Genomic DNA, 15,725 nt, shown 5'->3' with positions numbered 1-15,725 from the left:
CGTTTTCCTGTAGGGCCAGCCCTACAGACGCACCGGATCAGAGCGGCAGCTGCTGCCGGCGCACCGCGTAGAGCGCCAGCTCGACGTCGTTGCGCGCCCCGGTCTTGTCCAGGATGCGGGCGCGGTAGGTGCTGACGGTGTTCGACGACAGGCTCAGCGCCTGCGCGATCTCGCCAACGCTCTCGCCGCGCGCCAGGCGTTCGAAGACCTGGTGCTCGCGGTGCGACAGCAGCTGGTGCAGCGGCGTCTCGTCGTCGGATGGCGCACCAAGCGCGTGCGCCAGCAGCTCGGCCACCGACGCGGTGATGAAGCGCTGGCCGCCGGCGACGCGGCGCACCGCGGCGGTGATCTCGCCGGAGTCGGCACTCTTGTTGAGGTAGCCGCTGGCACCCAGCTTGAGGCTGCGCACCGCGTACTGGCGGTCGGGGTAGGTGCTGAGCATCAGCACCGGCAGGCGGGGGAATTCCTCGCGCGCCTGGCGGAGCACGTCCAGGCCGTCGCGGCCGGGCAGCGAGATGTCCAGCAGCAGCACGTCGATGCCGCCCTGGCGCAGGGCCTGCAGCGCAGCGGGGCCGTCGGCCGCCTCGGCCACGACTTCGATGTCGCAGGCCTCGCCCAGCGACTGCCGGATGCCCTGGCGCACGATCATGTGGTCGTCGCAGATGAGCACCCGGATCACTTCGGCAGGTCCTCCAGCGGCATCACCAGCCGCACCCGCGTGCCCTGCCCCGGCGCACTGTCGATCGTGACCCGGCCGCCGAAGGGCGCGGCGCGCTCGTGCATGCCCATCACGCCGTAGCTGCGCGGCGCGCCCAGGCGCTCGGCGCTGGCGCCCACGCCGTCGTCGCGCACGTCCAGGTACAGCACCGGGCCCGGCGGGTCGTCCACCGCGATGCGGATCCACACCTGGCGCGCCTGCGCGTGGCGCGCCACGTTGCTCAGGATCTCCTGGAAAATGCGGAACACCGCGATCGCCAGCCCGCCCTGCGGCGGCGGCACGCCGGCGGCCACGTGCACCTGCAGTTCCACCGAGAGCTCCGTGCTCTCGACGAATTCCTGCGCCTGCCACTCCAGCGCCGCCCACAGGCCCTGGTGGTCGAGGATGCTGGGGCGCAGGTCGGTGATGATGCGGCCCAGGTTGTCCACCGCGGTGTCGATCAGCCGGCCCATGCCCTGGCACTTGGCCTGCAGTGCGGGCTGCTCAGGCGTGCCGGGCAGGCGGCGCGACAGCCAGTCGGTGTCCAGCTTCAGCGCAACCAGCAGCGAGCCCAGCTCGTCGTGGATCTCGCGTGCGATGCGGGTGCGCTCCTGTTCGCGCACCGTCTCGGCGTGGTGCGCGCGGTCGCGTAGACGGGACAGCGCCGTGCTCAGCTGCGCCGTACGCTCGGCAACGCGCTGCTCCAGCGCATCGTTCGTCTGGCGCAGCAGGGTCTCGGCGCGCTTGCGCTCGCCGATGTCCACGAAGCTGACCACCGCGCCCACCACGCGCCCCTGGTCCAGGATCGGGTGGCTGGCGTACTCGGCGTGGAACGGCGTGCCGTCGGCGCGCCAGAGCACCTCGTCATCGATGCGACACGGCGCGCCCAGGCGGAAGGCCTTGAAGATCGGGCAGTCGCACTCCGGGTAATGCCGCCCGTCGGCATGCGTGTGGTGCACCAGCTCGTGCATGTTGAGGCCGAGCACCGTTTCGGTGCGGTGGCCCAGCAGGCGCAGGGCCGCCGGGTTCACGAAGGTGCAGCGGCCGTCGAGGTCGATGCCGAAGATGCCTTCGCCCAGGCTGTCCAGCAGCAGCGAGTGGCGGTCGGCGAGGTCGGCGGCGGACATGGCCCGCCGTGTTCGCAAGCCGCGTGCCCGCCGGCGGTGCGGCTCAGCGCTGTGCCTGCACCACGCGCGACGGCACGGCGAAGGCACCGCCCCCGAGATGGTGCAGCGTATGCAGCGCGGCGTTGTGTTCGCCGAACGACCAGCGGCCACCGCTGAACACGCGCGGGTCGGCCGCGGCCGACACCACTTCGCCGAACACCGTGTCGTAGGCCTGCTCCGTGTGCGGTTCCGGGATGTGGCGCAACTCCAGCCAGGCCACGCAGCCGTCGATCCACGGCAGGCCCAGCACCGGCCCCGGGGTGAAGCCGATGCGGTGGCGCGCGAACTTGTCGATGTCGCGCCCACTCTCGCTGCCGACGGCGAAGGTCAGGTCCGCCAGCGGCGGGCAGGGCAGGCACAGGGCGAAGCGGCCGCTGGCGGCCAGCAGCTCGCGCGTGAAGGTGGACTTGTCCACAACCACCGCGATGCGCGGCGGCGTGAACTCCACCGGCATCGACCACGCCGCGGCCATCACGTTGCGGCGGCCGCCGTGTTCGGTGGTCACGAGCACGGTGGGGCCGTGGTTGACGAGCCGGCTGGCGTGTTCGAGCGCCACGGGTTGCAGCATCTTGGGTCTCCTTCAGTCGGCGCGCGCCAGCGCAGCACGGTCCTGGTCGTTGAGGTCGGGGCTCGCGAGCAGCCGCTCGCGCGCCTTGTCGAGCCCGGCGCACTCCTCCGCTGAAGGCTGGGCGCGGCACGCCGAGGCGCGGGCCAAGAACAGCCGCACCGGCCGCGTGTGGCCGGCGGCGATGGTGTCATGGGCCGCGGTCAGCCGCTCGGAGAAGTTCTGGTGTTCGCTGAAGCAGTCGCCGGCGCCGTCGATCCAGCGCTCGGGCGTGCCGTCCTCGTAGCGGCACCAGGTCAGGCGCGCGCGGGCCACGTCCAGCCGCTGCGCGGCGTCGTGGCTGTCGAAGAACATCACCGCCTGGTCCTGCACGTTGACGTCCTGGTCGGGCGGCATCGGGCTGCCGTGGCGGGCCACGGCCGCCGCCAGCACGGCCGGCTGCATCGGCAGCGTGGTGAACAGGGCCACCGTCTCGTCACCCCGGTTCGGTCCGTAGCGCGCGGCGCCCGGCAGCAGGTCGTGGCGGCTCACCGGTGCCTGCTGCCACAGGGCCACGGCCAGCAGCGCGGGTAATGCCATGGCCAGCCCAAGGCCGGTCATGCGGCGGCGTGCCGGCACGGCAGCGCGTGGCGCGCCCGGCCACAGCGCCGCCAGCAGACCATCGACCAGCAGGAACAGCCCCAGCGGGTTGGCCGAGAGCAGCCGGCGCGCCGACGGCCAAGGTGCATCCGTGCCCAAGGCCAGCGCGACGTCGTTCATGTCGACCAGCAGCACGGCGCCCGACGCGGCCATCGCCAGGGCGCCGATGCGCCCCCACCATGCCGCGTGGCCATCGGCCGACTGTCGCGCCATCACCAGGCCGGCACCCAGCAGCCACGACGGCACGTGCAACGCGCCGCCGCTGATCGGCAGCGGCAGCAGGAAGTCCAGCCCGGCGCTGCCGGTGCCCCAGATGCCGCGCCAGCCGGCGGCTGCGGCGATCATCGGGGCCAGCAACCAGGCGACGATCAGGTACAGGGCGACACGTAGTTTCATGGCCGAGTCTCCAGCGAGGGGGCGCGATGATGCCCGTGTGACAGCCACGTCACCGACGCGGCAGACCGGCCAACCGCGCTATCGTGCACACATGTCACGCCTCTTCGAACCCTGGTCGCTTGGTCAACTCTCGCTGCCCAACCGCATCGTGATCGCGCCGATGTGCCAGTACAGCGCCCATGACGGCACACCCGGCGACTGGCACCGTGTGCACCTGGGCCACCTGGCGCTGTCCGGCGCCGGTCTGCTGATCCTGGAGGCCACGGCCATCAGCCCCGAGGGCCGCATTTCGCCGCAGGACCTGGGCCTGTACAGCGACGCCAACGAGGCCGCGCTGGCCGACCTCGTGCGCATGATCCGCAGCTTCGCACCCATCGCGCTGGCGCTGCAGCTCAGCCACGCCGGCCGCAAGGGCAGCAGCCGTGCGCCCTGGGACGGCGGCACGCAGATCCCGGCCGGCGCGCCAGGCGGCTGGCGGGCCGAAGCGCCGTCGGCCCTGCCCCATGCAGCGGGCGAAGAGGCCCCGGCCGCGCTGAACGCCGCCGGCCTGGCGCGCGTGAAGCAGGGTTTCGTCGACGCCGCGGTGCGCGCCCAACGCGCCGGCCTGCAGGGCATCGAGCTGCACGCGGCCCATGGCTACCTGCTGCACCAGTTCCTCTCGCCACTGGCCAATGCGCGCGAAGACGCCTACGGCGGCTCGCCGGCCAACCGCATGCGCTTTCCGCTGGAGGTGTTCGACGCGGTCAAGGCCGCGGTGTCCGTCCCGGTGTGGGTGCGCGTGTCGGCCACCGACTGGGTGGACGGCGGCTGGGATTTGGCACAGACCGTCGACTTCGGCCGTGAACTGGCCCGGCGCGGCTGTGCGGCGCTGCACGTCAGCTCCGGCGGTGTCTCGCCGGCGCAGAAGATCCCGCTCGGCCCGGGCTACCAGCTGCCGCTGGCACGCGCCGTGCGCGAGGCCGTGCCGCTGCCGGTGATCGGCGTCGGCCTCATCACCGAGCCGGCGCAGGCCGAAGCCGCCATCGCCAGCGGGGACGCCGACGCTGTAGCCCTGGCGCGCGCCATGCTCTACGACCCGCGCTGGCCCTGGCACGCCGCGGCGGCCCTGGGCGCCCAGGTCACTGCGCCGCCCCCGTACTGGCGCAGCGCGCCGCGCGAGGCCAAGGGCCTGTTCGCTGGCATGCACTTCGGGCAGCGATGAACCCGCCGCTGATGCCCACGCCCGGTGCCGGCTTCGACCAGCCGTTCGAGCTGCTCAGCGCCTGCCACGACCGCGTGCAGCGCAGCCTGGACCTGCTGTGCCGGCTGCAGGCGCACCTGGCCACCCACGGTGCCGATGCGCAGGCGCAGGACGCGGCGCGCGACGTGCTGCGCTACTTCGACATCGCCGCACCGCTGCACCACGAGGACGAGGAGCGCCATGTCTTCCCGGCCCTGCTGGCGGCCGACGCCGGCCGCCACGGCGCGCTGGTGGCGCGCCTGCAGGACGACCACCGCCGCATGGCCGCGGCCTGGCCGGCAGCGCGCGCGGCACTACAGGCGGTGGCCGACGGCCGGTGGACGACCGACGCTGCCCCCGCAGCGGCGCAGGCCTGGCAGGACTTCGCCGTGCTCTACGGCCCGCACATCACCGCCGAGGAGCAACTGGCCTACCCGGCCGCCCGCGCGCTGGCCGACGCCGAGGCCGCCCACGCCATGGGCGCCGAGATGGCCGCGCGCCGAGGCTTGACCGCCGTCAACCCCGGCCGCTGAGCCGGCTCCTACAGTGGCACGCAGTCACTGCAGGAGAGTCCGCATGTTCAAACAGCTTCTGGTTCCCATCGACGGCAGCGAACTGGCGTCGCAAGCCGTCGCGCAGAGCCTGGCGCTGGCCCGGCAGCTCGGTGCCGGCGTCACTGGCTTCGTCGTCGAGGCGATGCCGGCCCTGCCCGGCATGGGCACGCACCTGGCCAACTACCAGCGCGAGGTCAAGGCGCACGAGGCGCAGACCGAGGCCCACGCGAAGAAGCTGCTGTCGGCCTTCGAGCAGGCCGCGGCCGATGCCGGCGTGGCCTTCCAGGGCGAGTACGAGCGCAACGACGACATCGCCGGCGCCATCGCCGGCATGGCCGACCGCGGCCACTGCGACATGATCGTGATGGCCACGCACGGCCGTGGCGCCTTCGGCGAACTGCTGTTCGGCTCGCAGACCAAGCGCGTCATCTCGCTGACGAAGGTGCCGCTGCTGGTGCTGCACTGACCGCATCCCCGGCGGCCAGCGCCTGCAGGCAGCGCAGGCACAGGCAGCCGGTGTAGCGCGCGCGCAGCATGGCCAGGGTGGCCGCCGGCAGTTGCACGGTGGTGCAGCCGCAGGGCGCGGCGTCTTGCATGCCGCAATGGAACGCCTGGCCGCAGCGCGGACAGCGGGCATCTGGCGTGTCGGCGCACTCGGTGTCATCCATCCCCCTAATGTAGGGGCCTGCGGGTGCGGCCCCAGCGGTGGCGGCAGCCAGAATCGGCCGCTTCACATCGAGGGTGACACCCCATGCAGAAGCTTCCCCTGGCCCTGGCGGCCACCCTGTGCCTGGCCGGCGCAACGCCGGCGCTGTCGCACGGCACGCATGACGCCGAGAACCGCGCCCTGCGCGCCGCCGAGCGCCAGCAGACCAACCTGTATCGCGCGTACTTCCCGGACGCCGCCACCGGCCGCAAGGCCGCGATCAGCCTGCACGCCGAACTGATCGAGAGCGCCTGGGCCCAGGGCTACCTGGTGTTCGAACTGCAGCCCGAGCAAATCGCGCTGCTGCGGCGGTTCGGCTTCCGGCTGGAGCTGGCGCCCGACGTCGTCGAGAAGCGCAACCGTTTCCTCGACCGCTTCGACGCCGCTGCCCCTGGCGTGCAGGCCATCCCCGGCTACCCCTGCTACGAGACGGTGGAGGAGACCTTCGCCGCCGCCGAGGGCTTTGCCGCCGCCAAGCCGCAGCTGGCGCAGTGGCTGGACGTCGGCGACTCCTGGGCGAAGACGCAGGGTCAGGGCGGCTACGACCTGAAGGTGCTGAAGCTCACCAACAGCGCGATGGCCGGCGACAAGCCCAAGCTCTTCGTCAACGCCGCCATTCACGCCCGCGAGTACACGACGGCGCCGCTGGCCCTGGCCTTTGCACGCTGGCTGTTCGAGGGCCATGGCGTCGATGCCGACGCCACCTGGATCCTCGATCACCACGAGGTGCACCTGCTGCTGCAGACCAACCCCGACGGCCGCAAACGCGCCGAGGCCGGCCTGTCCTGGCGCAAGAACACCAACAGCGACTACTGCGCCGGCAACTCCATCGGGGCCGACCTGAACCGCAACTTCGGCTTCAGCTGGAACAGCACCGGCGGCGCCGGCTCCAGCGGCAACCCCTGCGACCTCACCTACCGCGGCCCGGCGCCGGCCTCGGAACCGGAAACGCAGGCCGTCGAGGCCTACATCCGCAGCATCTTCCCCGACCGCCGTGGCCCGGGCAAGAACGATGCTGCGCCGGCCGACACGCAGGGCCTGCACATCGACCTGCACAGCTACAGCGAGCTGGTGCTCTGGCCCTGGGGCGACACCGCGCAGCCGGCGCCCAACGGCACCGCGCTGCAGACGCTGGGCCGGCGCTTCGCCTGGTTCAACGGCTACACGCCCACACAGTCCATCGGCCTGTACCCCACGGACGGCACCACCGACGGGCCGAGCTACGGCGAGCTCGGCGTGCCGGCCTACACCTTCGAGCTCGGCACCAGCTTCTTCCAGAGCTGCGCCGCCTACACCAACACCATCCTGCCGAACAACCTGCCGGCGCTGATCTACGCCGCCAAGGTGGTGCGCGCACCGTACGTGACCCCGGGCGGCCCCGACGTGCTGAACGTCAGCCTGCCCAGCAGCGTGGCCGCCGGCGCGCCAGCAGCGCTGACCGCCCAGGTGACCGACACCCGCTTCAGCAACCGCAACGGCAGCGAGGCCACACAGGCCATCGTCGCCGCCGAGGCCTACATCGGCACGCCGCCGTGGGCCGATGGCGCGGTGCCCGTGGCGCTGTCGCCGACGGACGGCAGCTTCGACAGCGCCACGGAGGCGGTCACCGGCAGCCTGCCGACGGCTGGGCTCGCTGAGGGCAGGCACCTCGTCTACGTGGTCGGGCGCGATGCCTCGGGAACCACCGGGCCGGTCACTGCCGGCTGGCTGCAGATCGGCGGCGCGCCGCCGGCCATCGAACTGAGCGTGAGCACCAGCCCCGGCCCGCGCCGGCGCACCACGGTGAACCTGGCCTGGAGCGGCGCAGACGGAAGCCGCGTGGACATCTACCGCAACGGCACGCTGCTGCGGGCCACGGCCAACGATGGCGCCTGGAGTCAGGCCGTCACGTCAGGCAACTGGACCTACAAGGTCTGCGAGCGCGGCAGCGGCGCGGACTGCTCCGACGAGCAGACCGTGACGGCGCCCTGACGCGGCCGGCCCGGGCTCACGCCGCGCGCTGCAGCGGCGTGACCACCCGCCGCACCGCGTCGGGCACCGGGACCGGCCGGTTGCTGGCGCGGTCCACGTACACGTGCACGAAATGGCCCTCGGCACTGGCCGAGGGCTCGTCATTGCGGAACACACCCAGCTCGTAACGGATGCTGCTTCTGCCCAGCTTCGCCACGCGCAAGCCCACGTGCACGCGGTCCGGGAAGCTGATGGGCGCGAAGTAGCGGCACTGCGTCTCTACGACCAGGCCCACGGCCGGTGACTGCTCGAGGTCCAGCGCGCCGGCCTCGATCAGCAGCCGGTTCACCGCGGTGTCGAAGAAGCCGTAGTAGACGACGTTGTTGACGTGGCGGTAGGCGTCGTTGTCGCTCCAGCGGGTGTCGATGGCGGTGAAGTGCGCGAAGGCATCGCGGGTGGCGGGTGGGGTGTGGTCACTCATGGGCCGGATTCTGGCGCGGCGGCCAGCGGCCGGGCACCACCTGCGCCTCGTCGGCGCCGGGCCAGGGCGGCATCGTGACACCCAGCACCTGCAGCGCTTCATCGTCGGCCGCGCGGAACTGGAAGCGGGTGCCGCAGGGGATGTCCACGCACACGCCCGCCTCCAGCGTCACCACGGTCTCGCCGTCCGGGTCGCAGCGCCAGAGTTCGCCGCGCCCGGACTGCACCCACCAGAGCTCGTCCACCGTGCGGTGCACGACCGCGGCGGCCACCTGGCCCGGGTCGAGTTCGAAACAGGCCATGCTGCCGCGCCCCGGCAGGTCGAGCAGCACGCGCACCCGTGAGCCGTCGGGTGCCGTGACCACGGGCGCGGCCTCGAGGGCCAGGCGGCGGTGCGGACGCATGCGCGCATCTTGACCGAACCTGCGCGGAACGACGGCGAACTGCACGGATTTGCCCATTTATATTTGTGCAAATATACTGCGGGGTTCCCATCGGTGTGCCACCGGCGCACCGCAGCAGACAGAAAGGACACCCCACGCATGTGTGGATTCGCCGGCGAGATCCGGTTCGACGGCCAGGCGCCGGACATCACCGCCCTGGGCCGCATGTCGGAACGCCTGGCGCCCCGCGGTCCCGACGCCCAGGGCCTGATCCAGCACGGCCCGTTTGCACTGGCGCACCGCCGCCTGAAGATCATCGACCTCAGCGAACATGCCCAGCAGCCCATGGTCGACATGGCGCTGGGCCTGACGCTGGCCTTCAACGGCTGCGTCTACAACTACCGTGAACTGCGCCAGGAGCTCGAGGGGCTGGGCTACCGCTTCGCGTCCACCGGCGACACCGAGGTCGTGCTCAAGGCCTTCCACGCCTGGGGCGAGACCTGCGTGGACCGCCTGCACGGCATGTTCGCCTTCGCCGCCTTCGACCGCGACAGCGGCCGCCTGGTGCTGGCGCGCGACCGCTTCGGCATCAAGCCGCTGTACCTGGCGCCGGTGCAAGGCGGCCTGCGCTTCGCGTCGACGCTGCCGGCGCTGCTGGCCGGCGGCGGGGTGGACACGGCGATCGACCTCGACGCACTGAACCACTACATGTCCTGGCACGCGGTGGTGCCGGCGCCACTGACCATGCTGCGCGGCGTGCGCAAGCTGCCGCCGGCGAGCCTGCTGCGCGTGTCGCCCGATGGCCGGCAGGAGACGCACCGCTGGTGGTCGCTGACCGTGGCCGCCGACGCCCAGGTGGCGGCGCTGCCGGCACGCGAGCGCGAGGAACTCGTCGAGCAGGCGCTGCGCACGGCCGTGCGCCGCCGCCAGGTGGCCGACGTGCCGGTGGGCGTGCTGCTGTCCGGTGGGGTGGACTCCAGCCTCATCGTCGCGCTGCTGGCCGAGGCCGGCCAGCACGGCCTGCAGACCTTCTCCATCGGCTTCGATGCCGCCGGCGGCGAGGCGGGTGACGAGTTCACCTACTCCGACATGGTCGTCCAGCGCTTCGGCACCGACCACCACCGCATCCACATCCCGACCTCGGAACTGATGGGCGCCCTGCCCGGCACCATCGCCGCGATGCACGAGCCGATGGTGAGCTACGACAACGTGGCGTTCTACCTGCTGTCGCGCGAGGTGGCCAAGCACACGAAGGTGGTGCAGAGCGGCCAGGGCGCCGACGAGGTCTTCGCCGGCTACCACTGGTACCCCAAGCTGGCCGGTGCAGCACCCGCCGATGCGGTCGCCGCGTACCGCGCCGCGTTCTTCGACCGCACGCCGGCGCAGATGGCGCAGATCCTCGAACCCGGGGCGATGGCGGCGGGCGACGCCAGCCAGGCCTTCCTGGAGCGCCACTTCGCGGCGCTGAGCCGCAGCACGCCTGCCGAGAAGGCGCTGCACATCGACACCACGGTGATGCTGGTCGACGACCCGGTCAAGCGCGTGGATGCGATGACCATGGCCTGGGGCCTGGAGGCGCGCGTGCCCTTCCTGGACCACGAACTGGTGGAACTGGCCGGCCGCCTGCCGCAGGACGACAAGCTCGGCGACGGCGGCAAGGGCGTGCTCAAGGCCATCGCGCGGCGCCTGGTGCCGCCGGCCATCGTCGACCGACCCAAGGGCTACTTCCCGGTGCCTATCCTGAAGTACATCGACGGACCGGTGCTGGACATGATCAAGGAAACGCTGGCCACCCAACGGGCCCGCGAGCGCGGCCTGTTCCGGCCGGCAGAGGTGCAGCGCCTGCTGGCCGAGCCGGCGCAGCACCTGACGCCGCTGCGCGGGTCGATGCTGTGGCAGGTGGCGCTGCTGGAGCTGTGGCTGCAGGGCCAGGGCCTCTGAAGGTGGGCATCCGGATGCCTGCCGACCCGCTGGACCCCGCGCTGCACGCCAGCCTGCGCCACTGGGAGCCCGTGGCCCACACCGGCGCACCGGCGATCATCGACTGCGGCTGGGGCCGGCTGCTGCTGGGCCAGACCTTCGCCGATCCGCCTGCCCTGGTGGCGGCGCTGGCCGACGAAGGCACGCGCCAGCGCGACGTGGCGATGTACGTGCGCGACCCGCACGTCGTCGTCGCCCTGGCGCCGCAGCAGCTGTTCCTGGACCCGTCGCACACCTACCGCCTGCCGCTGCAGGGGCCGGACGCGTCGTCACTGCCGCGCCCGAAACCGCGGCGCGGCTGGTCGGTGCGTGCCGCGCGCCCCGAGGATGCCGACGCCATCGCCCGCATCCTGCAGCGCCGCGGCATGGTGCCGCCCAAGGCCGGCTTCCTGGCCGCGCTGTCGGCCAACAGCCCGGTGCAGGTGCTGGTGGCGGAGGACCCGGAACTGCACGCCGGCCACCCGGTGGTCGGCGTCGTCACCGGCGTCGACCACGTGGCCGCCTGCGGCGACCCAGAGGGTGGCAGCAGCCTGTGGTCGCTGGCGGTGGACCCGCAGTGCCTGCGCCATGGCGTGGGCCTGTCGCTGACGCTGGAACTGGCACAACGCTTCCGCACCCGCGGCCGGCGCTACCTGGACCTGTCGGTCATGCACGACAACGTCGAGGCCATCCGCCTGTACGAGAAGGTGGGCTTCCGCCGTGTGCCGGTCTACTGCGTGAAGAACCGCAACCCGATCAACGAAAGGCTGTACGTGGGACCCGAACGCGACGAAGGACTGAACGTCTACGCCCAGATCATCGTCGACGAGGCCCGCCGTCGTGGCATCCAGGCCGAGGTCGTGGACGCCGATGGCGGCTGCTTCCGGCTCAGCCTGGGCGGGCGCAGCGTGGCCTGCCGGGAATCGCTGTCGGCGCTGACCAGCGGCTTCGCGATGAGCCTGTGCGACGACAAGCGGCTCACACGGCGGGTGCTCGCCGCCGGCGGCGTGCGCACGCCCGACCAGATCGAAGCTGGCGACGACAGCACACTGAAGGACTTCCTGGCCCGCCATCCGCGCGTGGTCGTCAAGCCGGCGCGCGGCGAGCAGGGGCGCGGCATCACGGTGGACGTCAGCGGCCTGGACGCGGTGCAGGCCGCCATCGCCGATGCGAAGCAGCACGGCGACGTCGTCATCCTCGAGGAGTTCGTGCCCGGCGAGGACCTGCGCATCGTCGTCATCGACCACCGGGTCGTGGCCGCGGCCACGCGGCGGCCGGCGCAGGTGGTGGGCGATGGCCGGAGCGACCTGCGCACGCTGATCACGCAGCAGAGCAAGCGTCGCGCGGCCGCCACCCAGGGTGAAAGCCGCATCCCGCTGGACGCCGAGACCGAGCGCTGCATCGCCGCCGCCGGCCTCACGCTGGACAGCGTGCTGCCCGAAGGCGAGGCGCTGGCCGTGCGCAAGACGGCCAACCTGCACACCGGCGGCACCATCCACGACGTGACGGACCGGCTGCACCCGTCACTGCGCGCGGTGGCCGAGCAGGCGTCACGGCTGCTGGAGATCCCGGTGGTGGGCTTCGACTTCATCGTGCCCGACCTCGACGGTGAAGACTATGCGGTGATCGAGGCCAACGAGCGTCCCGGCCTGGCCAACCACGAACCGCAGCCCACGGTGGAACGCTTCGTGGACCTGCTGTTCCCGCAGACCCGGGCCACGGCGGCGGAGGCGACCACCGCATGATCGACAAGACCTTCCTGCTGCGCACGCTGGAGCGCCTGCTGGCCACGCCCAGCCCGTCGGGCATGACCGACGCCGTGGTGCGCCTGGCCTGCGAGATCCTCGACGAGATCGGGGTGGAGTACAAGCTCACGCGCCGGGGCGCCATCCGCGCCGTGCTGCCGGGCGCGGCCTACACGCCCAAGCGCGCCATCGCCGCCCACCTGGACACGCTGGGCGCGATGGTCAAGGCGCTCAAGCCCAATGGCCGGCTGGAGGTCGTGCCCATCGGCTTCTGGTCCAGCCGCTTCGCCGAAGGCGCGCGCGTCACGGTGTACGGCGACACCGGCACCTACCGCGGCACGGTGCTGCCGATCAAGGCCTCGGGCCACACCTACAACAAGGAGATCGACACCCTGCCGGTGGACTGGACGCAGGTGGAACTGCGCCTGGACGCCGACACCGCCAGCGTGGCCGACCTGATGCGCCTGGGCGTGCGCGTGGGCGACACCATCGCAGTCGACCCGGGCACCGAGTTCGGGCCCAACGGCTACGTGAACTCGCGCTACCTCGACGACAAGGCCGGGGTGGCGTCGCTGCTGGCCGCGGCCGAAGCCGTGGTTCGCACCAAGGCACCGCTGCCGCTGGACGTGCTGCTGCTGTTCACCATCAGCGAGGAAGTGGGCGTCGGCGCATCGCACATCCTGCACGGCAACGACGTGGCGGAGATGATCTCGGTGGACAACGCCACCAACGCGCCGGGTCAGAACAGCAGCGAGCGCGGCGTGACCATCGCGATGATGGACAGCGCCGGCCCCTTCGACTGGCACCTCACGCGCCACCTCCTGGCGCTGTGTCGCGCGCACGGCATCGAGCACAGCCGCGACGTCTACCGCTACTACCGCAGCGACGCCGCCTCGGCGCTGGAGGCTGGCAACGACATCCGCACCGCGCTGGTGTGCTTCGCCTGCGACGCCAGCCACGGCTGGGAGCGCACGCACGAGGACTCGCTGGTGTCGCTGGCGCGGCTGCTGGCCGCGCAGATGACCAGCGCACCGCTGTTCCAGCGCGACGCTGCACCGCTGGGCCCACTGGCCGACTTCCCGCCGGCGGAGGTGCAGACGACGCCGGACCTGTCGGAGCCCTGACCCGTCTGCCGACGTCCGGTGTCAGGGTCGGCCCCTAGAATTCGGGCCATGTCCACCCCTGCCGCCCCGCGCCGCCTGTTCGTCACCACGGCGCTGCCCTACGCCAACGCGCCGTTCCACATCGGCCACATGATGGAGTACATCCAGGCCGACATCTGGGTGCGCTTCCAGCGCATGCGCGGGCACGAGGTGAACTTCGTCTGCGCCGACGACGCGCACGGCGCGCCGATCATGATCGCGGCGGAGAAGGCCGGGAAATCGCCGCAGGACTTCGTCGCCGGCATCGCCGCCACGCGGCCGAAGTACCTGCAGGGCTTCCACATCGGCTTCGACCACTGGCACAGCACCGACGCGCCGGAGAACCACGACCTGGCGCAGGACATCTACCGCGGCCTGCGCAAGGAAGGCCTGATCGGCGAGCGCACGATCCAGCAGTTCTACGACCCGGTCAAGGGCATGTTCCTGCCCGACCGCTACATCAAAGGCGAATGCCCCAAGTGCGGCGCCAAGGACCAGTACGGCGATTCCTGCGAGGTCTGCGGCGCGGTATACGCGCCCACCGAGCTGAAGAACCCGTACTCGGCACTCTCCGGCGCCACGCCGGAGTTGCGCAGCAGCGCGCACCACTTCTTCCTGCTGAGCTCGCAGCGCTGCCTCGACTTCCTGCAGGACTGGACATCCACCCCCGGCCGCCTGCAGCCCGAGGTGCTGAACAAGATCCGCGAGTGGTTCGCCCCCGACGAGGCCGGCCACGTGAGCCTGTCCGACTGGGACATCTCGCGCGACGCGCCCTACTTCGGCATCCGCATTCCCGACACCGAGGACAAGTACTTCTACGTCTGGCTCGATGCGCCGGTGGGCTACCTGGCATCGCTGAAGGGGCACTTCGCGAAGCTGGGCCTCGACTACGACACCTACGTGGCCGACCCGGCGGTGGAGCAGATCCACTTCATCGGCAAGGACATCACCTACTTCCACACGCTGTTCTGGCCGGCGATGCTGCACTTCAGCGGCCGCAAGACGCCCAACCACGTGTTCGTGCACGGCTTCCTGCAGCTCAGTGGCGAGAAGATGAGCAAGAGCCGCGGCACGGGCCTGAGCCCGCTGCGCTACCTCGAGCTGGGCATGAACCCGGAATGGCTGCGCTACTACCTAGCGGCCAAGCTCAACGGCCGCGTGGAGGACGTGGACTTCAACCCCGACGACTTCATCGCCCGCGTGAACGCCGACCTGATCGGCAAGTACGTCAACATCGCCAGCCGCGCCGCCGGTTTCCTGGCCAAGCGCTTCGGCGGTGAACTGTCGGGCGACCTGGGGGTCGAGGGCCGCGCGCTGCTGGATGGCCTGCGCGCGCCGGCCGACGCCATCGCCGAGCTCTACGAGACGCGCGAGTACGGCAAGGCGCTGCGCGAGATCATGGCGCTGGCCGACCGCGTCAACGAGTACGTGGACCAGCACAAGCCCTGGGAACTCGCCAAGCAGGACGGCATGGACGCCGCGCTGCACGACGTCTGCAGCGTCTGCATCGAGGCCTTCCGGCTGCTGACGATCTACCTCAAGCCGGTGCTGCCGGCGCTGGCCACGCAGGTGGAAGCCTTCCTCGCCGTGCCGCCGCTGCACTGGGGCGACAGTGCCCGTGCGCTGGGCAAACACCGCATCGGCGCCTACCAGCACCTAATGCAGCGGGTGGACGTCAAGCAGATCGACGCCCTGCTCGCGCCACCGGAACCGATCATCGCGCCGGCGCCGGAACCCGGCGGCGAAGCCATCGCCGAGACGATCTCAATCGACGATTTCGCGAAGATCGACCTGCGCATTGCGAAGATCGTGGCTGCGGAACGCGTGGAAGGCAGCACCAAGCTGCTGCGGCTGACGCTGGACGTCGGCGAGGGCCGAACCCGGAACGTCTTCAGCGGGATCGCCAGCGCCTACGCGCCGGAACAACTGGCCGGCAAGCTGACCGTGATGGTGGCCAACCTGGCGCCGCGCAAGATGAAGTTCGGCCTCAGCGAAGGCATGGTGCTGGCTGCCAGCCACGCCGACGAGAAGACCACTCCCGGGCTGTACGTGCTCGAACCCTGGCCGGGCGCCGTGCCCGGCATGCGGGTGCGCTGACCGGCGTCGATCCATGAGTCCCCAGGG

15 protein-coding genes are annotated in these 15,725 nt (G+C 71.5%); 8 read left to right on the top strand and 7 right to left on the bottom strand.

Annotation, left to right across the window (positions count from 1 at the left end; genetic code table 11):
• Positions 1 to 37 precede the first annotated feature (37 nt).
• The 4 genes from ENE75_RS14370 to ENE75_RS14355 are packed head-to-tail and all read right to left on the bottom strand — an operon-like array spanning position 38 to position 3,463.
• The gene (locus ENE75_RS14370; RefSeq protein ID WP_128199002.1) at positions 38 to 679 is read right to left on the bottom strand and encodes a response regulator; all 642 of its coding nucleotides are present in this window, start codon (positions 677 to 679) and stop codon (positions 38 to 40) included.
• Positions 676 to 1,824 (bottom strand): sensor histidine kinase, encoded by a 1,149-nt coding sequence (locus ENE75_RS14365; RefSeq protein ID WP_128199001.1) that lies wholly within the window; start codon positions 1,822 to 1,824, stop codon positions 676 to 678. The genes ENE75_RS14370 and ENE75_RS14365 overlap by 4 nt, the downstream gene beginning before the upstream one ends.
• A gap of 43 nt (positions 1,825 to 1,867) precedes the next feature.
• Entirely contained in the window at positions 1,868 to 2,431 is a 564-nt protein-coding gene (locus tag ENE75_RS14360; protein ID WP_128199000.1) for a flavin reductase family protein, read from the bottom strand.
• A 12-nt stretch (positions 2,432 to 2,443) separates the two neighbouring features.
• Positions 2,444 to 3,463 carry a hypothetical protein gene (locus ENE75_RS14355; RefSeq protein WP_128198999.1) on the bottom strand — a complete coding sequence of 340 codons (1,020 nt, stop codon included), beginning with the start codon at positions 3,461 to 3,463 and terminating at the stop codon, positions 2,444 to 2,446.
• A gap of 91 nt (positions 3,464 to 3,554) precedes the next feature.
• Here ENE75_RS14355 and ENE75_RS14350 point away from each other — a divergent pair, with 91 nt between their 5' ends.
• Genes ENE75_RS14350 through ENE75_RS14340 form a run of 3 tightly spaced genes read left to right on the top strand, consistent with a single transcriptional unit; the run spans position 3,555 to position 5,702 of the window.
• Positions 3,555 to 4,664 (top strand): NADH:flavin oxidoreductase/NADH oxidase, encoded by a 1,110-nt coding sequence (locus tag ENE75_RS14350; protein WP_128198998.1) that lies wholly within the window; start codon positions 3,555 to 3,557, stop codon positions 4,662 to 4,664.
• Positions 4,661 to 5,215, top strand: a complete 555-nt coding sequence (locus ENE75_RS14345) for a hemerythrin domain-containing protein (RefSeq protein WP_128198997.1) — start codon at positions 4,661 to 4,663, stop codon at positions 5,213 to 5,215. The genes ENE75_RS14350 and ENE75_RS14345 overlap by 4 nt, the downstream gene beginning before the upstream one ends.
• Positions 5,216 to 5,258: 43 nt before the next feature.
• On the top strand, positions 5,259 to 5,702 hold the full coding sequence (locus tag ENE75_RS14340) for a universal stress protein (protein ID WP_128198996.1): 444 nt from the start codon (positions 5,259 to 5,261) through the stop codon (positions 5,700 to 5,702).
• Here the strand turns inward: ENE75_RS14340 and ENE75_RS14335 are convergent.
• Positions 5,662 to 5,904 (bottom strand): cysteine-rich CWC family protein, encoded by a 243-nt coding sequence (locus ENE75_RS14335; RefSeq protein WP_128198995.1) that lies wholly within the window; start codon positions 5,902 to 5,904, stop codon positions 5,662 to 5,664. The two genes, ENE75_RS14340 and ENE75_RS14335, sit on opposite strands and share 41 nt — an antisense overlap.
• Positions 5,905 to 5,987: 83 nt before the next feature.
• Between ENE75_RS14335 and ENE75_RS14330 the strand changes: the two genes are divergently transcribed.
• Complete coding sequence (locus ENE75_RS14330) at positions 5,988 to 7,913, top strand: M14 family metallopeptidase (RefSeq protein ID WP_128198994.1); 1,926 nt, start codon at positions 5,988 to 5,990, stop codon at positions 7,911 to 7,913.
• A 16-nt stretch (positions 7,914 to 7,929) separates the two neighbouring features.
• On the opposite strand, the gene ENE75_RS14325 is transcribed toward ENE75_RS14330, so the two are convergent.
• Together ENE75_RS14325 and ENE75_RS14320 are read right to left on the bottom strand one after the other, a co-directional pair.
• Positions 7,930 to 8,373: an acyl-CoA thioesterase gene (locus tag ENE75_RS14325; RefSeq protein ID WP_128198993.1), complete on the bottom strand. Its 444-nt coding sequence runs from the start codon at positions 8,371 to 8,373 to the stop codon at positions 7,930 to 7,932.
• Entirely contained in the window at positions 8,366 to 8,776 is a 411-nt protein-coding gene (locus ENE75_RS14320; protein WP_128198992.1) for a cupin domain-containing protein, read from the bottom strand. The genes ENE75_RS14325 and ENE75_RS14320 overlap by 8 nt, the downstream gene beginning before the upstream one ends.
• Before the next feature lie 138 nt (positions 8,777 to 8,914).
• On the opposite strand from ENE75_RS14320, the gene ENE75_RS14315 reads away from it, so the two are divergent.
• Genes ENE75_RS14315 through metG form a run of 4 tightly spaced genes read left to right on the top strand, consistent with a single transcriptional unit; the run spans position 8,915 to position 15,698 of the window.
• Complete coding sequence (locus ENE75_RS14315; protein WP_128198991.1) at positions 8,915 to 10,696, top strand: N-acetylglutaminylglutamine amidotransferase; 1,782 nt, start codon at positions 8,915 to 8,917, stop codon at positions 10,694 to 10,696.
• A 14-nt stretch (positions 10,697 to 10,710) separates the two neighbouring features.
• On the top strand, positions 10,711 to 12,459 hold the full coding sequence (gene ngg / locus ENE75_RS14310; protein ID WP_128198990.1) for an N-acetylglutaminylglutamine synthetase: 1,749 nt from the start codon (positions 10,711 to 10,713) through the stop codon (positions 12,457 to 12,459).
• A complete protein-coding gene (locus ENE75_RS14305; protein WP_128198989.1) occupies positions 12,456 to 13,583 on the top strand; it encodes an osmoprotectant NAGGN system M42 family peptidase in 1,128 nt (375 codons plus the stop codon). Before ngg ends, ENE75_RS14305 begins: the two co-directional genes overlap by 4 nt.
• A 48-nt stretch (positions 13,584 to 13,631) precedes the next feature.
• Positions 13,632 to 15,698 carry a methionine--tRNA ligase gene (gene metG / locus ENE75_RS14300; RefSeq protein ID WP_128198988.1) on the top strand — a complete coding sequence of 689 codons (2,067 nt, stop codon included), beginning with the start codon at positions 13,632 to 13,634 and terminating at the stop codon, positions 15,696 to 15,698.
• The last annotated feature ends 27 nt before the right edge of the window (positions 15,699 to 15,725 follow it).

The organism is Rubrivivax albus, assembly GCF_004016515.1.
GTDB lineage: Bacteria > Pseudomonadota > Gammaproteobacteria > Burkholderiales > Burkholderiaceae_C > Rubrivivax > Rubrivivax albus.
The sequence above is the reverse complement of the archived record's forward strand: the minus strand, read 5'-3'. Positions and strand labels throughout refer to the sequence as shown.

Coding starts and splice junctions, on each gene's coding strand:
- ENE75_RS14365 (WP_128199001.1), bottom strand. CDS start 1,824: ATGTCCGCCGCCGACCTCGCCGACCGCCACTCGCTGCTGCTGGACAGC.
- ENE75_RS14360 (WP_128199000.1), bottom strand. CDS start 2,431: ATGCTGCAACCCGTGGCGCTCGAACACGCCAGCCGGCTCGTCAACCAC.
- ENE75_RS14355 (WP_128198999.1), bottom strand. CDS start 3,463: ATGAAACTACGTGTCGCCCTGTACCTGATCGTCGCCTGGTTGCTGGCC.
- ENE75_RS14350 (WP_128198998.1), top strand. CDS start 3,555: ATGTCACGCCTCTTCGAACCCTGGTCGCTTGGTCAACTCTCGCTGCCC.
- ENE75_RS14345 (WP_128198997.1), top strand. CDS start 4,661: ATGAACCCGCCGCTGATGCCCACGCCCGGTGCCGGCTTCGACCAGCCG.
- ENE75_RS14340 (WP_128198996.1), top strand. CDS start 5,259: ATGTTCAAACAGCTTCTGGTTCCCATCGACGGCAGCGAACTGGCGTCG.
- ENE75_RS14335 (WP_128198995.1), bottom strand. CDS start 5,904: ATGGATGACACCGAGTGCGCCGACACGCCAGATGCCCGCTGTCCGCGC.
- ENE75_RS14330 (WP_128198994.1), top strand. CDS start 5,988: ATGCAGAAGCTTCCCCTGGCCCTGGCGGCCACCCTGTGCCTGGCCGGC.
- ENE75_RS14325 (WP_128198993.1), bottom strand. CDS start 8,373: ATGAGTGACCACACCCCACCCGCCACCCGCGATGCCTTCGCGCACTTC.
- ENE75_RS14320 (WP_128198992.1), bottom strand. CDS start 8,776: ATGCGTCCGCACCGCCGCCTGGCCCTCGAGGCCGCGCCCGTGGTCACG.
- ENE75_RS14315 (WP_128198991.1), top strand. CDS start 8,915: ATGTGTGGATTCGCCGGCGAGATCCGGTTCGACGGCCAGGCGCCGGAC.
- ngg (WP_128198990.1), top strand. CDS start 10,711: ATGCCTGCCGACCCGCTGGACCCCGCGCTGCACGCCAGCCTGCGCCAC.
- ENE75_RS14305 (WP_128198989.1), top strand. CDS start 12,456: ATGATCGACAAGACCTTCCTGCTGCGCACGCTGGAGCGCCTGCTGGCC.
- metG (WP_128198988.1), top strand. CDS start 13,632: ATGTCCACCCCTGCCGCCCCGCGCCGCCTGTTCGTCACCACGGCGCTG.